Source organism: Akkermansia muciniphila (genome assembly GCF_018709685.1).
In the GTDB taxonomy this organism is placed as follows: Bacteria; Verrucomicrobiota; Verrucomicrobiia; order Verrucomicrobiales; family Akkermansiaceae; genus Akkermansia; species Akkermansia muciniphila_E.
The window spans coordinates 127,838-147,494 of record NZ_JABDHQ010000006.1 but is presented as its reverse complement, the minus strand read 5'-3'; the positions used below and the strand labels follow the sequence as shown (position 1 = coordinate 147,494).

The following is a 19,657-nucleotide window of genomic DNA, read 5'->3' as shown; positions in this document are numbered from 1 at the left end:
CTTCTTTTTGTTCCGCGATTGTCGTGATTCCGTCAGTTCATTGCAGCCGAGGCGCATTCACAGACACATCAATAGACATGGTATCCACCACATTCAGGGAGCTTGGCTTGTCGGCTCCCATTCTCCGCCAATTGGAGAAACTGGAGTACAAGACCCCCACCCCCATCCAGGCAGCCTGCATCCCCCTGCTGCTGCAGAACAAGGACCTGATGGGACTGGCGCAGACCGGAACCGGCAAAACGGCCGCGTTCGCCCTGCCCCTCATTCAACAATTTTCAGAACAACCCAGAAAGCCGCTTGCCCGCCAGGTCAGGGCGCTCATCCTGAGCCCCACCCGGGAACTGGCCGCGCAGATTCATGACAACATCTGCGCCTACGCCAAAGGGCTGAACCTGTCCACCGCCGTCATCTTCGGCGGCGTGGGGTACGGCCCCCAGTTCAAGAAGCTGGCCGGCGGCCTGGATATTCTGGTAGCCACGCCCGGCAGGCTGATTGACCATCTGGAACGCCAGACCGTCAGCCTGGGCGGTGTGGAAACCCTGATTCTGGACGAAGCGGACCACATGCTGGACATGGGATTCGCTCCGGCCCTGAAAAAAATCGTCGCCAAAATCCCGAAGAAACGCCATACCCAGATGTTCTCCGCCACGATGCCGGACAACATTCTGCAACTGGCCCAGTCCCTGCTTCAGGAACCGGAAACGGTCATGGTCACCCCCCCGGCCGCCACGGCGGACAGGGTGGAACAGTCCCTCTGCATGGTTGGCTCCCAGGCGGAGAAAAGGCCCCTTACCCTGGACCTGCTGGAACAGCAGGAACAGCCGGGACGCACGCTCATCTTCACCCGGACCAAGCACGGCGCAAACCGCCTGGCCTCCTTCCTGACCGGAAAGGACCACCCGGCCTCCGCCATCCACGGCGACAAAAGCCAGGGCACGCGCGAACGCATGCTGCGGGAATTCCGTTCCGGGGAAACGCCCATTCTCGTCGCCACGGACATCGCCGCCCGCGGCATTGACGTGAAGGACGTGCAGCTCGTCATCAACTACGACCTGCCGGAAGAACCGGAAGTCTATGTGCACCGCATCGGCCGTACGGCACGCGCCGGAGCCGCCGGGCAAGCCATCGCCCTCTGCTCCCCGGATGAAATCAGGAAAGCCAGGGACGTGCACAAGCTGCTGGGACGCCTCCTTCCCGTACACGCGTCCAGCGCCGCCGTACCGTCTGAATTGCAGGCGGTTCCCGGCACGCACAGGGAAAGAAAAAACTCCATGCAGGAAAACCGCTCCGCATCCCGCAGGGGGCCGCGGAAAGGTTACGGAAGGCGGAATACCGCCGGAAGACACGGAAGCCGCATGGGCGCCTGATTTTAATCATTCAAAAAATCTTTTGAACAAAATCGGGGGCTGCGGAGTCTCACTTGCTACAAACGGTTCACCGGACCGTTCCAGTCGGGAAGCTTCAACAGGAGTTTCAATCATGAAAATCGTCTCGTCCATCATCAAGACACTGTGCGTGGGTACCATCGGTTCCCTCGCCTGCCAGGCCGCCATGCAGGCTTACGCGGATGACGTTCCCTCCACCTTCGTGGAAGGCAACTATTCCCCGGAAGTAGCCCGTTACGTGCAGAGCATCGCAGGCGTGGCGCTGGCCTCAGGCATTCATGATTATGACGAAAACGCCACCAGCAGCTACCAGGTTCTGGCTCAGGTTCTCAACAGCGGCAATACAACTGATCTGCCGGAAGACCTGAAACGGGCCATTGAAATGCTGGCCAGCTACGTCCCCGACCCGAACGCGACCATTCAGCCGATTCTGACCAAAAAACAGATTGAGAGGATGGAGCAGATGGCGGACCGTATAGAAAACCTGATGGAGGAGAAGTACGGAGTGGACCTGGAAGACTGCATGAACATCATGAAGCATGCATTAGGCTCGTCCATTCCGGAAATCCTCCGTTCCTGTGACATGGAAGGCACGCAACTGCCTACCACCACCGTTTTCCGCCCCAGGCTGGGCAAGGCGCTGAATGAAGCCTACGCCAGGCTTGCCGCGCCAGCACTTCCCGCCGCTGAGGTGGCAAAGTAACCGGACCATCTACGGACGACCGGGAAGATGATCCCGATTCTACGGCACGCGGACCCCGTCAAGGTACCCTGAATATGAAGCCGCAAGAAACGGAATGATCTTCCCCGTCGCCAGGAACGGAAACAACACCGCCGCCGGCGACACCACGCAACCCCCTCCGGATGTCCTCCGATGCAGGGCCGATGCTTCGGAACGCGGTGCAGCTATACGCTCACCCCATTTCAATCCCAGGCAACGGCATGCAACATCGGCACAACCGGAGAATGCAACCCACAGGCCCCGTCCTTCCCGCACTGCGGCAGGAATGGGGCCTTTTTCGTGCCCGCGCGTCCTGAAACGCTCCTCCTTTTTCCCCCTCCGGCATGGGAAATATCTTCCCCGCATGGGAATATATTTTTTACACCATCCGTGAAAGAAAGATTCTCAAGCCCCGGTATCTATGGCAAACTAAGGACTCAAATCCTTCCCTACATTTACCATCCATGGATAATTCATCATCACGCCGTCGTTTCCTTCAGACCCTGGGCCTCGCTACCGGAGCCCTGGCTGCCGGTCCCTTTGCCAACGCCCAGGAAGTGGCTCCTCTGGCTCCCCGGAAGATCACCGTTCCGGACCCGAACATCATCGGCCCCATGACCACGTGGCCCCCGCGCAAGCCCGGCGCCATTTACATGGGCGGCTTCAAGGCCCCCAAGCTGGACAAGGTTCGCGTGGCCTTCGTCGGCGTGGGTGAACGCGGTTCCATGCACGTGGGCCAGATGGCCGTGATTGAGGGCGCGGAAGTCGTCGCCATCTGTGACGTGTATAAAGACTGGGCGGAACGCAATGCCGCGCTGGTGGAAAAGAAGACGGGCAAGCGCCCCCCCATTTTCACGGACGGCCCGGAAGACTACAAGCGCATGATGAAGGAAATCAAGCCGGACGCCGTCATCGTGTGCCCCAGCTGGGAATGGCACTGCCGCGTCACCTGCGACGTGATGAAAATGGGCGCCCACGCCTTTGTGGAAGTGCCTATGGCCGTCTCCATCAAGGAACTCTGGGAAATCGTGAACACCTCCGAGGAAACCCAAAAGCACTGCATGATGATGGAAAACGTCAACTACGGGCGTGAAGAACTCATGTACCTGAACATGGTGCGCCAGGGCGTCATCGGCGACCTGCTGTACGGAGAAGCCGCCTACATCCACGAGCTGCGCGGCCAGATGAAGCAGGTGGACCGCGGCACCGGCTCCTGGAGAACCTACCACTACGCCAAGCGCAACGGCAACGTGTACCCCACGCACGGCCTCGGCCCCATCGCCCAGGACATGAGCCTGGCCCGCACGGAAGACTGCTTCGGCAGGCTCGTTTCCTTCTCCAGCCCGGCCTTGGGCCGCGCCGCGTACGCCAAGAAGAATTTCCCGGCAGACCACAAGTGGAACAAGCTGGACTTCGCCTGTGGCGACATGAACACCTCCATCATCAAGACCACCATGGGCCGCACCATCCTGGTGGAATGGGATGAAACCAGCCCGCGCCCGTATTCCCGCCTGAACCTCATTCAGGGCACGCTGGGCACGCTGGCCGGCTTCCCGACACGCGTGGCCGGTGAAAAGCTGGGCAACGGCAATTACCATGAATGGATTGAAGGCGCTGAAAAACTTGCCCCCATTTATGAAAAGTACGATCACCCGCTCTGGAAGCGGGTAGGCCCGCTGGCCCTGAAGATGGGCGGCCACGGCGGCATGGACTTTGTGATGCTCTTCCGCATCATTGAATGCCTCCGCAATGGGGAACCGATGGACCAGAACGTTTATGAAGGCGCCTTCTGGTCCTCCGTCTCCGAGCTTTCCGAATACTCCGTGGCCCAGGGCGGCATCCCGCAGGTGTTCCCGGACTTCACCCGCGGAGACTGGAAAACGACCGCCCCTCTGGGCATCGTCCAGTAAAAAACCCCTTCCCTCTCCGGCCTGGGCCCCCCCGCCCTTACAGCGGGTTTTCAGGCCGGAGAGGATTTCCCGTTCAGAAAACAGGCCGCTGCAAAGCGCGCCTGTTTTTTATTGGCGTGAATAACGGTTGCGGAGAGGGCAAAACAACTGTAACGGCGCGGAAGAACGCCGGATGTTATGGAGGCCGGCCCGAATTCAGGGGGAATTCCTCAACTGCCCCTGACAGGCGTACCCGACGTCAGCGCGTACGTTTTTTCCCTGCCGTTGACGACCACCCGCACGGATTGCGCCACCGGGGAGGAAAGGCGGAACTGAGTCACCCTGCCGTCCTTCCAGTCCATGTCCACGGTGATGTTGCCGCGGGCTTTCAGCCCGCGCACGCTCCCGTTTTTCCATGCTTCCGGCAGCGCGGGCAGAAGATGCAGACGGCCCGTGTGGGACTGGAGCAGCATCTCCACAAATCCGGCCACGATGCCCATGGTTCCGTCCACCTGCATGGGCGGATGCGTGGTGAACAGGCTGTCCATCATGCTGTGGCGCATCATGCCCTGAAGCATTTCATACGCCTTGTTTCCGTCCAGAAAACGCGCCCACAGGCTGGCGCGCCACGCCCAGGTCCAGGAGCGCCGTGAATCTCCCGTGGTTCCGCGTGCCAGCAGGGATTTGCGGGCGGCCTCCGCCCATTCCGGCGTTTTTTCCGGGCTGATCTGGCTGCCGGGATAAATGGCAAACAAATGTGAGGTGTGCCTGTGGCGCGGGTCCCAGGAAGCTCCCGGCTTGCGCGCTATCATCCATTCCAGCAGCAAGCCGTCCTCCCCCACCCGGGGCCCGGCCAGCAAATTCCTTTTGGCGGCCAGTTCCTTCCTCCAGGCGGCGTCCACGCCCAGGATTTCCGCGGCCTGTACGGTATCATTAAACAGTTCCCACACGATCTGCTGGTCATGCGCGCAGCCGTCCTCCCTGGGGCCGTGCTCCGGAGACCAGCCCAGGGGGGCCACCAGCGTTCCTTCCTTCACGTCCTTCAAATCGCGCGCGGCCACGTCCGGCGTCACCTTCCTGTCCTCCGTCCGGAAATTGCTTCCGCCCGCGTGCAGGGTTTTTAACTGGCTTTCCCAGAAGCGGCAGATTTCCTTCATCATGGGATAGGCCGTCGTTTTCAGGTATTCCCGGTCCAGCGTAAACAGGTAGCGCTCCCACAGGTGCAGGGCGTACCAGGCGGAAGCCGGCTTGTTCCATTTGAACCCCTGGCCGCCGTAAATATTCTGGGCGGTCCGGGACGTCCAGCCCGGGGCGGGTTTTCCGGCAGCCGTTTTGAACTCTGCCGTCTCCCGGGTGATTTTGCGCGCGGCAGGGGCCATTTCCCGGATGTAATCCACCAGCGGACCATAGCACTCCGTGAGGCCGGCGGGCAGAACGCCCCAGTAGCACATCTGGATGTTGATGTTGTTGTGGTAGTCGGAATCCCACGGCGGAATGAGGCTGTAATTCCACAGGCCCTGAAGGTTGGCGGGCAAATTGCCCGGCTGGGAGGAGGAGATGATCACATAGCGGCCGAAGTTGAACACCAGTTCTTCCAGATCGGGGTCTCCCGGGGCCGTTCCCGCATCCACCGCCCGCCTGTACTTTTTCAGCCGCTCGTTGACGGGGAGTTGCGCCGTGGCGTCTTCCGTCTCTCCCAGGTCCAGGGAAACCCGGTTGTAAAGCCTGCCGTAGGCGGCCTGATGGGCACTCTTCATCTGCTCCGGGGTGGTCTTGAGCGCACGGGCCAGAACGGTTTCATTCCTTTTGCGGGGAGGCTCCCCCTTCCAGTTCCGGGAAGCGTCCAGCACGTAATCCGTAGCCAGGGAAACCAGCACGCGGCAGGAATCCGCCTGCCGCACAGTGACGGAGCCGCCGTCCGCCGTGACGCTCCCGCCCCTGGGAAGAATGGCGATGCGCGCCTCATAAGCCAGTCCGTTTTTCAGGGAACCCTGCATCAGAATCATTCCCCTGCCCCCTCCGGCCGTGGCCGTGATCCGGTCCTGGGGGTGCAATGTCGCCAGGCGGAAGGAGGCCTCCACGGAACGGGGCCTGTCCCCCTGCACCGTCATGGAAATCACCTGGTGCGGGATGCTGGCAAAGTATTCCCTCCGGTAACGGACGCCCCCGGAATTATAGGACACGGAGGCAAGCGCCTCCGCCACGTCCAGCGTCCTCCTGTAATCCCTGACGCCCTCTGCGGCGGGATACGTTATTTCCAGCGTGCCGAACGGTTGGTAAGAACCGAATTTAACGGAATCCGGCCCCTTGTCCTTGGCTTCCGCACTGCAAAATCCACCGGACCACATGCTGATTTCCGTCAGCTCCAGGCGGTCCTTTTCCACGCCGCCGTAAATGAGCGCGCCTATCCTTCCGTTGCCCACCGGGGTGGCGTCCTTCGCCCAGGAATTGTCCCCCGTTCCCTTCTGGGGCCGCTTATCCTTCCACTCCGCCGGGCCGCTGAACCAGAAGCGGGAGGATTTCCAGGCGGCCGGTTCCTCCGCCGCGTTCAGAACGCTTCCATGGAACAGAAAACCAAGAAGAAGAAAAAAGAACGGACGCATAACGGAAAGGTACTACCATATATGCGGAGTCCCTTCAAAGCCATTTTTCCTGCGGCGGACGCCTGCTCCAGATGACGCCAAAAAGCGGAATTCCATGAAATTTTTTCTCTCGGGAGGACCGTATGTAGGCTTGAGGAACGTCTTATGCGCATGCATCATCCGCCATTTTCCCCCGGAGCGGAACGCCGTTCCTCCCACACTGCAAATGCTGCCCCGCCATGCTTTCCTACTGCACCAACATCCATCCCGCTGAATCCTGGGCGGAAACCCGGGAAGCCCTCCATACCCACGTTCCACGCATCAGGAAGGAACTTTCCGCACTGAATTCCCCCCTGAAGGACCGCCCCCTGGGCATCGGTCTGCGCCTGTCCGCCCGGGCAGCCGGGGAACTGCTGGAAACGCCGGATGCCGTGGACGGCCTGAAAGCATGGCTGGATGAACACGGCGCGCGCGTGGAGACCATGAACGGTTTCCCGTACGGGAACTTTCACGGCCAGCGCGTGAAGGAGCGCGTTTTCCAGCCGGACTGGACCACGCCGGAACGCTTTGAATACACCTGCAACCTGTTCCGCATTCTGGCCCGCCTCGGGGATGAACGGGCGGACAGGCTGACCGTCAGCACGCTCCCCGCCTCCCATAGCTGGTTCCACGCGGATGAAGAGCGCATATTCTCCCGCCTGGACGCCATGAGCGGATTTCTGGACGTGCTGAGCAGGCAGACCGGCCGCCTGATGCAGCTGGGGCTGGAGCCGGAGCCCTTCGGCCATTTTCATGATACGGAGGGGGCCATCCGTTTCTTCAACGGGCTGCGCAACCACTCGCGCCGCCCTGAACTCATTGAACGCCACCTGGGGCTGACGTATGATACCTGCCACTTCGCCATTCTGCGGGAGGAGCCTGAAGCCACCCTTTCCGCCTGGGAGGAGAACAACATCTCCCTCTGCAAGGTTCAATACTCCAATGCGCTGGAATGCCGCATACGCGGGGAGGAAGACCTGGAACGCCTGCGCCAGTTTGACGAGGGCGTTTACTTCCACCAGACCAGCATCCGCAACCGGGACCGCACCATGCTTTTTCCCGACCTGCCGAACGCCCTGGCCTATGGCCGTGATTATGCGGAGGAAACGCTCCATTCCCAGTGGCGCATTCACTACCATATCCCCCTGTACGCTTCTCCGGAACCGCCCCTGCACGGCACGGAGGAGTTCATCATCAAGACGCATGACTTTCTCCGCAGCCGCCCGGACCTGAATCCCCACCTGGAGGTGGAAACCTACACCTGGAGCGTGCTGCCGGACCACCTGAAAATTCCGCTGGCCTCCCAGATTGCCCGTGAACTGCACTACGTTGAAACCCTGTAAAGACATGACCCGCCTTCACACACACGCCGCCCTGGCTGCCGGAGGCCTGCTGATAGCTTCCGCCCTTTCCTCCTGCACCCTCCTCCCCTCTTCTTCCCACGGCGGTCCGGAAACGCCGCGGACCCTGGGCGCACGCATGGAAAAGCATGCGAACGTCCTGCAGAAAGACATAGGAGTACGGAACGCCCGAAAGCCCAAGTCCATGGAAGCCGCCGCCAAATACATCGCCGGGACCTTTTCCGACATGGGCTATGCCGTCACCCTCCAGCCCGTAGCCGGAGGCGACGCGAAAAAGGGCACAGCCATTTACAACGTCCTGGTGTACAAGCCCGGCCTGTACTCCAACAACCAGAGCATTGTGGTGGGTGCCAATTACGACTCCGGCGAACAGCTCAACAACGGCAGCGGCACCGCCCTGCTGCTGGAAACGGCCCGGGACCTCAAGGACATTCCCACCAACCACAATATTTATTTTGTCGCGTACGCGAACGGAGCAGGCCCCGCGGGGCGGTCTTCCTCTTCCGGAGCTTACGTGCATGCCAAAGCCCTGAGCGGCAGCATCGGCGCGGCCAACATCCTGGGCATGATCAATCTGGAACCTCAGGAACTGGCCGCCGGGGGGAAAAAACAGCAGGAACCGCCGACCCCGCAGGAGGCCGTCCTGTTCATGACCACTCCCCGCGGGAAGGAATTCGCGGGCCAGTGCGCCGCCCCTTTCACCAAATCCTGGGAGCAGGCGCCCCCCACGTTCCACCGGGAGCCTTCGGCCATTGCCGGGAATGACCGCCATTACGCGGCCCTGAACATTCCCACGGTCTCCTGCCTGTGCAAATACCCCGTCACGGATTCCCACACGGAAGATTACGTGCGCGCCCTGACGGACATGATTCACCAGGTGGCGGACAATGACACTCCCCAGCCGGAGAAAACCGCCGCTCCGGAGCCGAAAAAATCCTGACGCCGTTTCCCCTGCCCTCACCGGGACAGTCTTCTCCTTCTGCGGCCGTCCAGCATCAGCACGGGCATGAAGGAAAGCGCCACCAGCGCAATGACCATCGGCATCCAGTTGTCGGAATACCGCTGCATCAGGAAGGAGGTGAGGGAAGGACCGGCCAGCGTGCCGATGGAATAACTCAGCAGCAGAAGCTGGTTCATGGTTACCAGCTCGTCACGGGAGGCGTCTTCACATCCCCAGGCCATCGCGACGGGGTACAGGGAGAAACCCGCCAGCCCCAGCGCGACGAGGGAAGGAGCCATCAGGCCGCCTTTCAGCACCAGCCCCGCGCATGCGGCCACCACCAGCAAAGACTGGCATTTCATGACGAAGGCGCGCCCGTATTTGTCCGCCAGCCTGCCCATGGGCCACTGGCCCAGGATGGCCGCGGCAATTAGCAGGGCCATCCAGTACCCCACGGAGGAATGGTCCATGCCCTGGTGTTTCAGGAACAGGGGCATCAGGCAGTAAATGGTACCCAGCACCACTCCGGAAATCACGCACCCCACCACGCCCAGAAACACGCTGCGGCGCTTGAGCAGCGTCCGTACCTCCACATGGGTGGAAGACAGGGCGCCCGCGGAATCAGATTCCAGGCGGACAAACAGCAGGGGAATCATGCCCACCGCGGACAGAATGCATACTTCCGTCACCACCAGGGACATGTCACTGGGGAACCAGCCCAGAAGAAGCTGGCCCAGCACCGTTCCCAGATAATAAACCACCAGGTAGGAGGCCAGAAGAATCCCGCGGGTTTTCAGCGTTCCGGCCCTCAGCAGGGCGCTTTCCACCACTACCCAGACCAGGGCGCAGCTTATCCCCGTCAGCAGCCGGAGGCCGCTCCAGGCCAGCGCGCCGGGAAACACAAGCAGCAGCAGGGTGGATGCCGCACATAAAACGCACGCGTACTGGTAGCTCCCCTTGAAGCCGGCCTTGCGGATCACTCCGCCGGCCATCAGCGTACCCGCCAGGTTCCCCAGAAAGAAAAAAGCCCCCACCAGCCCGGCCTCCCAGGTGGCGGCGTCAGACTGTTCCATCCACAGCGGAACCACCGTATTCAGAACGGCAAACGCCACCGTCTGAAAGAGAAGCCCCAGCAGAAGCAGGGCAATGGGCCAGGTAAATGTACGCATCACGATAAAGCGGGGACTATAGCACCAAAGCCGCGGCAGTCAACCGCCTCTTCCGCCGGCAATAAAAACAAGGGAAGCATTTCCGCAACACACAACACAAATTATTGATAATAAACCATCAATAAACTATTTAAAAATATAGTGAACTGTCATATTCCCCTGCGCAGGGAGGCGGGCAGAATCTTCATCTGCTCCCGGTACTTCGCCACCGTACGGCGGGCAATGTTCACCCCCTTTTCCTGAAGCGCGGCGGCCAGCCTGGCGTCACTGAGGGGTCTGGAAGAATCTTCCTCCGCAATCAACCGCCGCATCAGCTCCTGAACCGCGCCGGACGCTACGGCCTCCGCGCCCGCTCCATCCGGGGAAGCGCCCCCCTCCGCCGGAACGCCCGCGCTGAAAAAGGCCCTCAGCTCCTTCATCCCCCACTTGCACAGCAGGTACTTGTCCCGGCATGCCCGGGAAACCGTGGAAACATGCACGCCCATCTCCTCCGCCACCTCCTCCATGCCCATGGCCTTCAGCCGGGACGGGCCGAACCTGAAAAAATCCTCCTGCCGCCGCACAATGGCGCGGGCCAGGCGCAGCACGGTCTCCTGCCTCATGTCCAGGGCGCGCAGCAGCTCCTGTCCTTCCCGGAACGCCTTGCGGAGATACTGCCTGAGCTCCCGGCTTCCGGAGCTCTCCGCCATCAGCTCCATGTACCGTTCATTCATGGACAGGCGCGGCAGGTACTCGGAGGTGAGCACTGCCTCCAGCGTCCCGCCAGGCCCCTCCTCCACAATGACGTCAGGCAGCAAATGGGGGTTGCCGCCGGGAGCATAGGAGCAGCCGGGGTCCGGCGTCAGGCTGCGGATCACTTCCAGCGCCTCCGCCACGGCTTCCGGCTCCACGTCCAGCAGGCGCGCGGCCTCCTCATACTTGTGAGCCGCCAGCTCCCGCCAGCAGCGCTTGACCAGGCGGAAGGCGAGCGAACGCTTCAAGCCGCGCTGCTCAAGCTGGATCAACAGGGAATCCCTCAAATCCGCCGCGCCCACGCCGGGAGGGTCCATCCCCCTAAGTACGGCCAAGGCTTCCTCCATGTCCCGCATGCTGAAGCACTCCCGTTCTTCCAGCTCCTCCGGGGACTCCGTCAGGAAGCCGCGGTCGTCCAGGGCGTCAATCAGCAGGAACAGGGCGTCCCGGGCGCGCCCGGTCAGCGCGGAATGCTGCGCCTGGTCCGTCAAATGGGTTTTCAGGGATTCCGGAGCCACCACGGACTCATACATGAAATCACGGCGGGCGGCGGCCTCCGCGGATGGACGGCCTTCCGGCGTAAACTCGTTCCAGCCGTCTTCCCGCTCATTCCAGGCGTCTCCGTCCGGGCCGTCCTCCAGGGCTTCCGGAGAGGCGTCCGGCAGTTCCTCCAGCATGGGATTGGTCTCCAGCGCGTGGCGGAGAAGCTGCTTCAATTCCAGTGAAGAGGCCTGAAGAATCTGCATCCCGGCCTGCATGGACTGGGAGGCGGCCATCTGGCGCGCCATTCCATGCTGCAGGGATACCTCACTCATACCGTCACAAGCTACACCACCCCCCGGAATCTGGCAAGGGGGAACACCCCGCTGCAAGAGCTGCCAGCGCACGGAAAAGGCGGAAAAAGACCACAACTTTCATGTAACGTTTTTGAAAAACATCCGTATAATAGAACAAATGAAAACGCTGCTCGCACTTGCCTTCTCCCTGCTTAACTCCTTCCCCATGGCGATGGCGGCCATGCCATCCCCCCTGCTCCCAGTGCCACGGGAACAGCCCCAATGGTGGAGGCAGCAGTATGAACAACAGGTGGAGCAGGTAAAAAGCAACCCCTGCGGCGTGCTCTTCCTGGGAGATTCCATCACGGATTATTGGAAAAGAGAAGGAAAGCAGGTATGGGAAAAGGAGTTCAAACCCTACCATCCCTGCAACTTCGGCATCTCCGGGGACCAGACCACCAACCTGATTTACCGCATCACGGACTCCGGCATTCCGGCACGGACGGAACCCAGGCTCTGCATTGTAATGATCGGCACCAACAACACCGGCCATTTCAAGGGGGGAGAAGCTCCGGAAAAAACGGCCATGGGCATTCTGGGCGCCGTGGAGCACCTGCTCGTCAGGTTCCCGGACACCCACGTTCTCCTGCTGGGCATCTTCCCGCGCGGCACGGGGCCCCAGGACAAGCTGCGCCAGCACAATGACAAAATCAATGCCATCCTGGCCCAGTGCAAACTGCCCCGCACCACCTACGCCAATATCAACAAGCGCTTTCTGGACCCCGCAGGCAAGCTCCTGCCCGGCATCAGCAGGGACAACCTGCACTTCACGGAAAAGGGTTATGCCATCTGGGCGGACGCCGTGCTGCCCTACATGAAAAAATACTGCAAGTAATCCTCACCTTTCTTCTTCACCGCATGACGGACGGAAGAAATGTCCCTCTTCCAGCATTCAGCTTATGGAGCCGTAGCGCCGGAAATATCATTGGGGGAAATTTACGGCTCCTGCGGAAACATTTTCAGGCTTTTATGCTTGAGAATTTCACTCCTCAGGATTAAATCATTTTGCCTAATATCCTTTGAAAATGAAATTTATTCTCGTTAGTGTAGCTATCTTCAACGCATTATGTGTATGTTCCGGACTTAGGGAACTGTGTTTTGATGAATGGTTCCACAGCACATTTTCTATTATATTTTCATTCATTGCCGCGGTGTTTTTTACCGTCTCATTCATTTTTTTAAGCACGAAAACATGCAAGTGATCTAAAATATTGACGGTGAGTAAATTAATGATTAAACAAAATTTTATGTCTCTCAAGGGGAAATTCTAAAAACAGAGAACACCACGAATTTTCCCATTCTCATTGTCTTCTTCATGACAATCGCTATTCCGTTGAATTGCTGCACCTGGGCGTAAAAGAAACCGCCAACGCCAACTTAACTGATCCCCCAATCACACAAAGGCCGTTATCCAGCAGTTTTTGCATTTGAAAAGAGTGATATTGCATAGGCGAATCCTCTGACGAAAAACGGAAAAGTCTCTCTACAACAGACCTCCGCGCATTTGGGCAGTCCCTCATGGGGGGAACGTTCCGGTTCTTCTCTCTCCCATGCCCCCGGAACCTGGAAAAACCGCGTGGAACAAAAAAATTGCTTTTTACCGGGGATGCCCTAGAGTTTTTCTCCGCATGAGCATGCCGCTTGCCGACTTGTTATTCCTGGCCTTCGCCCTGTCCGTAGACGCCTTTGTCGTGGCGTTCTCCTACGGCTTGCTCATCAAGCAAAAACGCCTGGTCAACGGCATCAAGCTTTCCGTGTCCACCGGGGCGGGACAATTCCTGATGCCCGTGCTGGGCTTCCTGCTCACGGGGTCCGTCCACCAGTACATTGCCGCCTGGGATCACTGGCTGGGCTTTGCCGTGTTCACGTTTCTGGGAGTCAACGTCATCCGGGAAGGCTGGAACCACCGCAATGAAGAGGAACACATGCCCCAAGTCACCAGCCTGACACTGCCCACCCTCCTGGCCGTGGGGATTGCCACCAGCATAGACGCCCTGGTGGCGGGCATCAGCATCTACCTTTCTTCCGCCCAGTGCGGAACCGCCCCCACTCTCCACGCTGTGCTTCTCCCCGCCGCCGTCATCGGCCTCACCACCTTCCTGTGCACGGCGGCAGGCTTCTTCCTGACCCGGCGGCTGCACCGCTTTCCCACGTTCCACCTGGAAGCCGGAGCCGGGCTCATCCTCATCGGCCTGGGCGTTAAAATGCTCTGCGACCACCTGTGCTGAAAAATGCCCGCGGCGAATGATAAAAACCTCTTTCCGGCATCGTAGTAAGTCGGAAAACAAACTGGCTCCAGCCCCTTTTTTCCGCTATCCTTAAACAAGCTTTTCCACATGAATATTTCACACCTTCTTCTCTGCACCTCCCTGCTCGCCGCGCCCGTCTGCATGGCTCAGGATCTGACGGAACCTGAAACGGAAGCGCCGTCCGCCGCCAGCCAGCTTCCGGCCCCCCTGGCGCAGAAAATAGCCGCAGGCGACTTTGCCGGGCTGCAAACGGAACTCCGCTCCTCCCTCCTGAAGGCTGGAGAACAAACCAAATCCGGACAAAAACTGCTTCAGGACAAACAATACCGCCACCTGCTGGACATTCACGAACTCCTGCGTGTCACGGGGCCGGACAACGTAAAGGCCGTTTTCTCCAAAAGCCCGCAGGATGCGGCCTTCATCAAGGCCTTTTTACAGGACCCCGCGTGGGTGGAACTCTACCTGGGAGCGGGCCTGATTCCGGAAAACTCTCCGGAAGGCCTTCAAATCCTTTCCGATATATGGAAGGCGGACGGCAGAAGCGCGGATTTCCGGGACTACCAGTCCCTAGCCACGGGGCTGGCCTCCGTCTTCTCCACAGGCCCCATGGCGGGAAAACTGAAAACCAATGCCGCCAGCAGCAACCCGGTGCGCCGCTACCAGATTTTCAAAAAACTGCATCAGGAAAACAAGCTGCATCCCGGCTTCATCAAGCTGCGCCCGTGGGAAATGCGCTTCGTCGTGGGCCACACGTGGGACGACAAATCCTACGAATGGAGCAATGAGCACGTCAACCTCCCCTGGCGGCGGTATACGGACGCCTGCTGGGCTGCTCCCTATACGGGCAACAACTTCTTCGGAGACACCATCCAGGGTCCCCTCTTCTACGTGCCGTGGCGCGACGTCAACACCTCCGCGGAAAACACGCAAGTCATCGGCGGGGTGTGCGGCGGCCTCTCCTACTTCGGCACCATGGCGGCCCAGGCCCACGGCATTCCCGCCTATCCGGTGGGGCAGCCCGGCCACTGCGCCTATGCAGTGCGCGTGAAGCGCGGGGAATGGAAAGGCGGCTTCGGCGGACCGGACGGAGGCATGCACAACCACATCTTCGGCGGGCAGGCCCCCACCTCCTACCTGCTGATGGAAACCGTCTTTGCGGATAACGCCAGGGCGGACCAGGCCTACCTGTGGGCCGCGCAGGCCCGGCTGGACGAAGCCGCAGGCAACAAGGACAAGGCCATCCAGGCCTGGGGGGAAGCGCTGAAACAGACGCCCCTGCACCCGTTCTTCCGCGCGGAGCTCCAGCGCCTGCTGCTGGAAAAGGAAGGCATGCAGCCCATCGACTGGTACGTTTACGCCAAGGACGCCCTCTCCCACTACAAGGGGAACGGCTTTGCCGCGTTCGACATCCTGAAAGACGTGCAGAACAAATTCCTGATGGACATCCCGTCGGAAGACCGGATCGCCTGGTTCCGGGACCTGCATGAAACCATCGCCACCACACCCACGTCCTGGGCGGTGAAATTCCAGCCCGTGCTGGACTCCCAGTCCGCCTTCCTGACCAACCCGCAGGAAAAGGCGGCCTATCTGGAAACAGTCCTCTCCACCCACCTGAAAACGGGGGACGGCACCAACTTTGGCCAGGCGCTGGAATGGGCCGTTAAAACCTTTGTGGAAAACGGGCAGGCGGACGTCTTCTCCAACGCCTTTGCCAAGGTAGCCCAGCAAATGGGAGAAACCGGAACCACCGGAAAAGCCCCCGATCCCAAGAAGCTGAAGGAAGCTTACGGCAAAGCCATCTATGCCACGGAAATGGCCCGCTCCATTCCGGCCTTCCAGACCTTGAGCAAGGCGGCCGCCTCCTTCTCTGACGCCGACACGTCGGCCAACACGGTCAATGCCGCCATCCCCCAGGGCTGGAAGCTGGTGCCCGCGGACGGCATGGTCCGGTGCTCCACCACCTGCCAGTGGGACAGCCCGTGGGACCACATCAACCTGCTGCGCCCCTGCGGCGGCTCCCACCATACGGACAAGGAAGCTAATCCGAACGTCATTGTGGAACTGAAGAACGGCGTGAACCTGGCCGGACTGGTGGTCACCAAGCGCAACGGCAATGAAGACCGCATGAAGAAGATGGAGGTCTCCACCTCCACGGACGGGGCCACCTGGTTCCCGCTGGCCGCCACGGAAAACATGCCCAAGGAATGGGTCATCACCGCGCCGGAAGGCACCAAGGCCAAGTGGATCAAGGTGGAGGCCAAGAACGCCCAGCCGGAATTCATGCACCTGCGCCACATCCTCGTTTACGAAAAATAACCCCTGCACCCTTTCCATTAACGCCATGTTTCATCATCTCAATACCATTCCCTGCCTGCTGGCCGCCGCCCTGTTCCTGGGCGCACCCCTCCAGGCGGCCCTCCCGGCATACAACACCGTCAAGGACGAGGCCAAAACCGTCAACAAATACATGATCGTCGTGTGGGCCGGCACGGACTGGTCCCCCAAGTCACGGGAAGTCACCCGAGCCGTGGAGCACCTGGCCAAGGACTCCCCGGAACCCGTCCTCTGGTGCATCCAGGACGAACGGGAGGAAATGACGGAAGAGGAAAAGAAACTGCCCAGGCCTCCCGGTGAAATCTGGAATATCCCGGCCATCCAGGTGGTTTCCCCCGCCGGCGGCATGGTCTTCCTGTCGGAAGGCGTTTCCAAGGAAACGCTGCCCGCCGTCATGAAGCAGGCGCTGGAAGCCGTGAAGCAGCAGGAGAAGGCCAATGCCCTGTGGGAAAAGGCGGACGCCTCTTCCGGCGCGAACGCGGCCCTTCTTTACGGCGAAGGCCTCCAGCAGCTTCCCCCGTACGCGGCCTCCGCCCGGAAGGACATTCTGGAAAAAATCAAGAAGGCGGACCCGGAAGACACCAAGGGCATGCACTTCAAATACACCTTCAAGCACCTGCCCTACATTGAAAAGGTACAGCGGATGGTGGAAGACTCCGGCAAAAACGGCGGGCAGAAAGACTACAAGGCCGCCCATGCCTATGTGGACAGGCAGCTCAAAATCCCCGGCCTGACTCCCCTGCAAAAACAGCAGGTCATGGCGGCCAGATTCTGGCTTTACCGCAATGAGGGGAAAAAGGACCAGGCGCTGAAAACCCTGGCGGACATCGCCAAAATCTCACCCAAGACCCTCATGGGTACAGGCGCGCAGAACTACTACCGCTTCCTGACGGAACCCGTCACCCTGAAGGAGCCGCACTTCACGGGCTATGACCTCCGCCCGGAATTTACGCCCACCCGCGTCAACATCGGCAGCATGCTCAACGGCCCCGGCAACTACAAGATCACCTTCAAGATGAACAGCGGCGGCTGCAATATCCGCAATCCCCGCTTCATGAGGGGCAGCCGCGTGGTCAGCGAACTTCCCAAGGACCAGCAGGACAAAAACGGGCGGGAATTCACCCTGCGCTTCTCCGGCTCGGAAAAGCCGGACCTGGTCTTCGACTGCCAGGGCCAGGGCTGGTTTGAAGCGGACTGCGACATCATCGTGACCAAGGAATCCTGATTCCCTTCCGGAAAGCGGCAGACGTACAAAACGCCCCCTATCAGAACCTTCAGCAAGGCAGGATATTTCCACAGGAATTCCTGCCTTCTTCTTTTTCCGGCGGAAAACGGAAGGGAACTATCCTGTTCAGCTCTTCTTTCCGCCTTCTTGCGCTTCCTCCGCCAGCTTGCGGCGGTATTCCATGCGCTCCTTGATGCGCAGTTCCAGCCCGTTTCCGGTGGGAGTGTAGTAAACGCGGCCTTCCGGCAGGTAGGCCTGGGGAACGTAATGTTCCGGGTAATCATGGGAATACAGGTATTCCAGCCTGGCGGCGTCCGCACCGCCGGCGGCGGCCAGCTTCTTGCGCGTGGGCGTCCGGAGGTGTTCCGGCACCGCCAGCGTTTTTCCGTTGCGCACGTCCTCCATGGCGGCGTTGATGCCCATGTAGGCGGAATTGCTCTTGGGGGCCGTCGCCAGGTACACGGTGGCGTGCGCCAGCGGAATGCGGGCCTCCGGCATGCCGACCATTTCCGCCGCGCGCGCCGCGTCCAGCGCCACGCGCAGGGCGTTGGAGTCCGCCAGCCCCACGTCTTCCGACGCGGCGATGACCAGCCTTCTGCCGATGAAGCGGATGTCCTCCCCGGCTTCCAGCATCATGCCCAGCCAGTACAGGGCTGCGTCCGGATCGGAGCCGCGCATGGATTTGATGAAGGCGGAAATCGTGTCGTAGTGGGAGTCCCCCAGGCGGTCATACTTGATCGCCTTGCGCTGGATGGATTCCTCCGCCACGGAGAGGTTCACATGAATAATGCCGTCTTCCCCCGCAGGAGTGGACAGAACGGCCACCTCCAGGGCCGTGATGGCCTTCCGGGCGTCTCCGTCCGCCTTGGCGGCCAGATGGTTCAGCGCTTCCTCCTCCATGTCCACGCGGGAGGCTCCCAGTCCGCGCTCCGCATCCGCCAGGGCGCGTTTCAGCAGGGCGGCCAGTTCTTCCTCCGGCACCGGTTCCAGCGGAAAGACCTGGGAACGGGACAGCAGGGGGGAGTTGATCGCAAAGTAGGGGTTTTCCGTAGTCGCGCCGATGAACCTGACCGTTCCCTTTTCCAGATGGGGGAGCAGGACGTCCTGCTGCGCCTTGTTGAACCGGTGCAGCTCATCCACAAAGAGGACGGTTTTCCGCCCGTGCATGCTCATCCTCATCTGCGCCTGGGCGATTTTTTCCCGGATGTCCGCCACGTTGGATTCCACCCCGTTGAGCATCATGAAGTGGGCGTTCGTCGTCTGGGCGATGACGGCGGCCAGGGTGGTCTTTCCGCAGCCGGGAGGGCCGTAAAAAATCAGGGAGGTGAACCGGTCCGTTTCAATCGCGCGCCTCAGCAGCTTTCCCGGCGCCAGCAGGTGCTTCTGCCCGGCCACTTCATCCAGGGAGCGCGGGCGCATGCGCGCGGCAAGAGGCATGGCGGAGACGTCCGCTCCGGGTTCAAAGCCTCCCCGCGCCTCCGCTTCCTGTAAACTGAACAGATCCATCAAAGGCACTTTACCCGGTCGCAGGAGCGGAGAAAAGGCCAATCCCCGGAATGCGGCAAGTTTCCCGCCCGGGAATGGAGGGGAGTTCCATGTTATCCAAAAACGGACCAGCAGGAGAGCATCAGGACCATGCAGACAGGGGCAAGCACGCTGAACAGCAGCCCCGCCACCGCCAGTCCCCTGCGGTTCACCTCCCAATAGCGGAGGGAGGCTATCAGCATCCAGATGGGGAGTATAATCATGTGGATGAGCGCCAGAAGCCCCCAGCCCGCCAGCGCCAGCAAGAAGAGCCAGGGTTCCGAACCGTCCGTGTCATTGGTAGGCATCAGAAAGCCAAAGATGCGGTACACGAGCAGAAAGGAAATGAATGCGGCAAAAGGTATCCATCCCCAGCGGGCTTCCTCCTTCCGGCGGGCCATCACCAGTTCAAGATAGGGATCATCAAGAGCAGATAATTGACTGACTGAAGAATTTCTGTAGGGATTCATATCGTTTTTGGTCTCTATTATTAACCCTCCCTCCTGTCAATGATATTCAATGCCGGAGACTGTCCTTTCTGTAGGAAATACCGTTCTCTAACAAACATGAAATATCAACTTGCGCCAATCATCTTCCTGTAACTTCAACGTACTGCCGCATTCCATGAAACATGCTTCATGATGAATGAATTTCCATTTTTTCCGGCGATT

At 60.1% G+C, this 19,657-nt stretch carries 14 protein-coding genes; 9 read left to right on the top strand and 5 right to left on the bottom strand.

The features are described from left to right. Positions 1 to 77 precede the first annotated feature (77 nt). The 3 genes from HHJ06_RS05890 (at position 78) to HHJ06_RS05880 (ending at position 4,016) form a co-directional block, all read left to right on the top strand. The gene (locus HHJ06_RS05890; RefSeq protein WP_215428424.1) at positions 78 to 1,367 is read left to right on the top strand and encodes a DEAD/DEAH box helicase; all 1,290 of its coding nucleotides are present in this window, start codon (positions 78 to 80) and stop codon (positions 1,365 to 1,367) included. A 112-nt stretch (positions 1,368 to 1,479) separates the two neighbouring features. Then, entirely contained in the window at positions 1,480 to 2,088 is a 609-nt protein-coding gene (locus HHJ06_RS05885) for a hypothetical protein (RefSeq protein WP_215428423.1), read from the top strand. 482 nt (positions 2,089 to 2,570) lie between these two features. Continuing rightward, positions 2,571 to 4,016 carry a Gfo/Idh/MocA family protein gene (locus HHJ06_RS05880; RefSeq protein WP_215428422.1) on the top strand — a complete coding sequence of 482 codons (1,446 nt, stop codon included), beginning with the start codon at positions 2,571 to 2,573 and terminating at the stop codon, positions 4,014 to 4,016. 209 nt (positions 4,017 to 4,225) lie between these two features. Here HHJ06_RS05880 and HHJ06_RS05875 read toward each other — a convergent pair whose 3' ends face one another. Then, positions 4,226 to 6,598, bottom strand: coding sequence for a glycoside hydrolase family 95 protein (locus tag HHJ06_RS05875; RefSeq protein ID WP_215428421.1), 2,373 nt, complete (start codon positions 6,596 to 6,598; stop codon positions 4,226 to 4,228). 218 nt (positions 6,599 to 6,816) lie between these two features. Here HHJ06_RS05875 and eboE point away from each other — a divergent pair, with 218 nt between their 5' ends. Both eboE and HHJ06_RS05865 read left to right on the top strand, forming a co-directional pair. Then, positions 6,817 to 7,959 carry a metabolite traffic protein EboE gene (eboE, locus tag HHJ06_RS05870; RefSeq protein WP_215428420.1) on the top strand — a complete coding sequence of 381 codons (1,143 nt, stop codon included), beginning with the start codon at positions 6,817 to 6,819 and terminating at the stop codon, positions 7,957 to 7,959. A 4-nt stretch (positions 7,960 to 7,963) separates the two neighbouring features. Next, positions 7,964 to 8,917 (top strand): hypothetical protein, encoded by a 954-nt coding sequence (locus tag HHJ06_RS05865; protein ID WP_215428419.1) that lies wholly within the window; start codon positions 7,964 to 7,966, stop codon positions 8,915 to 8,917. A 17-nt stretch (positions 8,918 to 8,934) separates the two neighbouring features. Here HHJ06_RS05865 and HHJ06_RS05860 read toward each other — a convergent pair whose 3' ends face one another. Both HHJ06_RS05860 and rpoN read right to left on the bottom strand, forming a co-directional pair. Continuing rightward, positions 8,935 to 10,086 (bottom strand): MFS transporter, encoded by a 1,152-nt coding sequence (locus tag HHJ06_RS05860; RefSeq protein ID WP_215428453.1) that lies wholly within the window; start codon positions 10,084 to 10,086, stop codon positions 8,935 to 8,937. A 149-nt stretch (positions 10,087 to 10,235) separates the two neighbouring features. Then, positions 10,236 to 11,633, bottom strand: a complete 1,398-nt coding sequence (gene rpoN / locus HHJ06_RS05855; protein WP_215428418.1) for an RNA polymerase factor sigma-54 — start codon at positions 11,631 to 11,633, stop codon at positions 10,236 to 10,238. A gap of 139 nt (positions 11,634 to 11,772) precedes the next feature. On the opposite strand from rpoN, the gene HHJ06_RS05850 reads away from it, so the two are divergent. From HHJ06_RS05850 to HHJ06_RS05835, 4 genes are all read left to right on the top strand, one after another. Continuing rightward, positions 11,773 to 12,489 carry a GDSL-type esterase/lipase family protein gene (locus HHJ06_RS05850; RefSeq protein ID WP_215428417.1) on the top strand — a complete coding sequence of 239 codons (717 nt, stop codon included), beginning with the start codon at positions 11,773 to 11,775 and terminating at the stop codon, positions 12,487 to 12,489. 793 nt (positions 12,490 to 13,282) lie between these two features. Further along, the gene (locus HHJ06_RS05845) at positions 13,283 to 13,882 is read left to right on the top strand and encodes a manganese efflux pump MntP family protein (protein ID WP_215428416.1); all 600 of its coding nucleotides are present in this window, start codon (positions 13,283 to 13,285) and stop codon (positions 13,880 to 13,882) included. A 108-nt stretch (positions 13,883 to 13,990) separates the two neighbouring features. Next, on the top strand, positions 13,991 to 16,219 hold the full coding sequence (locus HHJ06_RS05840) for a discoidin domain-containing protein (protein WP_215428415.1): 2,229 nt from the start codon (positions 13,991 to 13,993) through the stop codon (positions 16,217 to 16,219). Positions 16,220 to 16,244: 25 nt separating this feature from the next. Continuing rightward, complete coding sequence (locus HHJ06_RS05835; RefSeq protein ID WP_215428414.1) at positions 16,245 to 17,462, top strand: hypothetical protein; 1,218 nt, start codon at positions 16,245 to 16,247, stop codon at positions 17,460 to 17,462. A 126-nt stretch (positions 17,463 to 17,588) separates the two neighbouring features. Here the strand turns inward: HHJ06_RS05835 and HHJ06_RS05830 are convergent, their stop codons facing one another. Next, positions 17,589 to 18,968 carry a replication-associated recombination protein A gene (locus HHJ06_RS05830; RefSeq protein ID WP_215428413.1) on the bottom strand — a complete coding sequence of 460 codons (1,380 nt, stop codon included), beginning with the start codon at positions 18,966 to 18,968 and terminating at the stop codon, positions 17,589 to 17,591. 92 nt (positions 18,969 to 19,060) lie between these two features. Next, positions 19,061 to 19,456, bottom strand: a complete 396-nt coding sequence (locus tag HHJ06_RS05825) for a hypothetical protein (protein ID WP_215428412.1) — start codon at positions 19,454 to 19,456, stop codon at positions 19,061 to 19,063. Between the last annotated feature and the right edge of the window lie 201 nt (positions 19,457 to 19,657).

Excerpts from the sequence above, each read along its gene's own strand:
- HHJ06_RS05890 (WP_215428424.1), top strand. The coding sequence starts at position 78 with ATGGTATCCACCACATTCAGGGAGCTTGGCTTGTCGGCTCCCATTCTC.
- HHJ06_RS05885 (WP_215428423.1), top strand. The coding sequence starts at position 1,480 with ATGAAAATCGTCTCGTCCATCATCAAGACACTGTGCGTGGGTACCATC.
- HHJ06_RS05880 (WP_215428422.1), top strand. The coding sequence starts at position 2,571 with ATGGATAATTCATCATCACGCCGTCGTTTCCTTCAGACCCTGGGCCTC.
- HHJ06_RS05875 (WP_215428421.1), bottom strand. The coding sequence starts at position 6,598 with ATGCGTCCGTTCTTTTTTCTTCTTCTTGGTTTTCTGTTCCATGGAAGC.
- eboE (WP_215428420.1), top strand. The coding sequence starts at position 6,817 with ATGCTTTCCTACTGCACCAACATCCATCCCGCTGAATCCTGGGCGGAA.
- HHJ06_RS05865 (WP_215428419.1), top strand. The coding sequence starts at position 7,964 with ATGACCCGCCTTCACACACACGCCGCCCTGGCTGCCGGAGGCCTGCTG.
- HHJ06_RS05860 (WP_215428453.1), bottom strand. The coding sequence starts at position 10,086 with ATGCGTACATTTACCTGGCCCATTGCCCTGCTTCTGCTGGGGCTTCTC.
- rpoN (WP_215428418.1), bottom strand. The coding sequence starts at position 11,633 with ATGAGTGAGGTATCCCTGCAGCATGGAATGGCGCGCCAGATGGCCGCC.
- HHJ06_RS05850 (WP_215428417.1), top strand. The coding sequence starts at position 11,773 with ATGAAAACGCTGCTCGCACTTGCCTTCTCCCTGCTTAACTCCTTCCCC.
- HHJ06_RS05845 (WP_215428416.1), top strand. The coding sequence starts at position 13,283 with ATGAGCATGCCGCTTGCCGACTTGTTATTCCTGGCCTTCGCCCTGTCC.
- HHJ06_RS05840 (WP_215428415.1), top strand. The coding sequence starts at position 13,991 with ATGAATATTTCACACCTTCTTCTCTGCACCTCCCTGCTCGCCGCGCCC.
- HHJ06_RS05835 (WP_215428414.1), top strand. The coding sequence starts at position 16,245 with ATGTTTCATCATCTCAATACCATTCCCTGCCTGCTGGCCGCCGCCCTG.
- HHJ06_RS05830 (WP_215428413.1), bottom strand. The coding sequence starts at position 18,968 with ATGGATCTGTTCAGTTTACAGGAAGCGGAGGCGCGGGGAGGCTTTGAA.
- HHJ06_RS05825 (WP_215428412.1), bottom strand. The coding sequence starts at position 19,456 with ATGAATCCCTACAGAAATTCTTCAGTCAGTCAATTATCTGCTCTTGAT.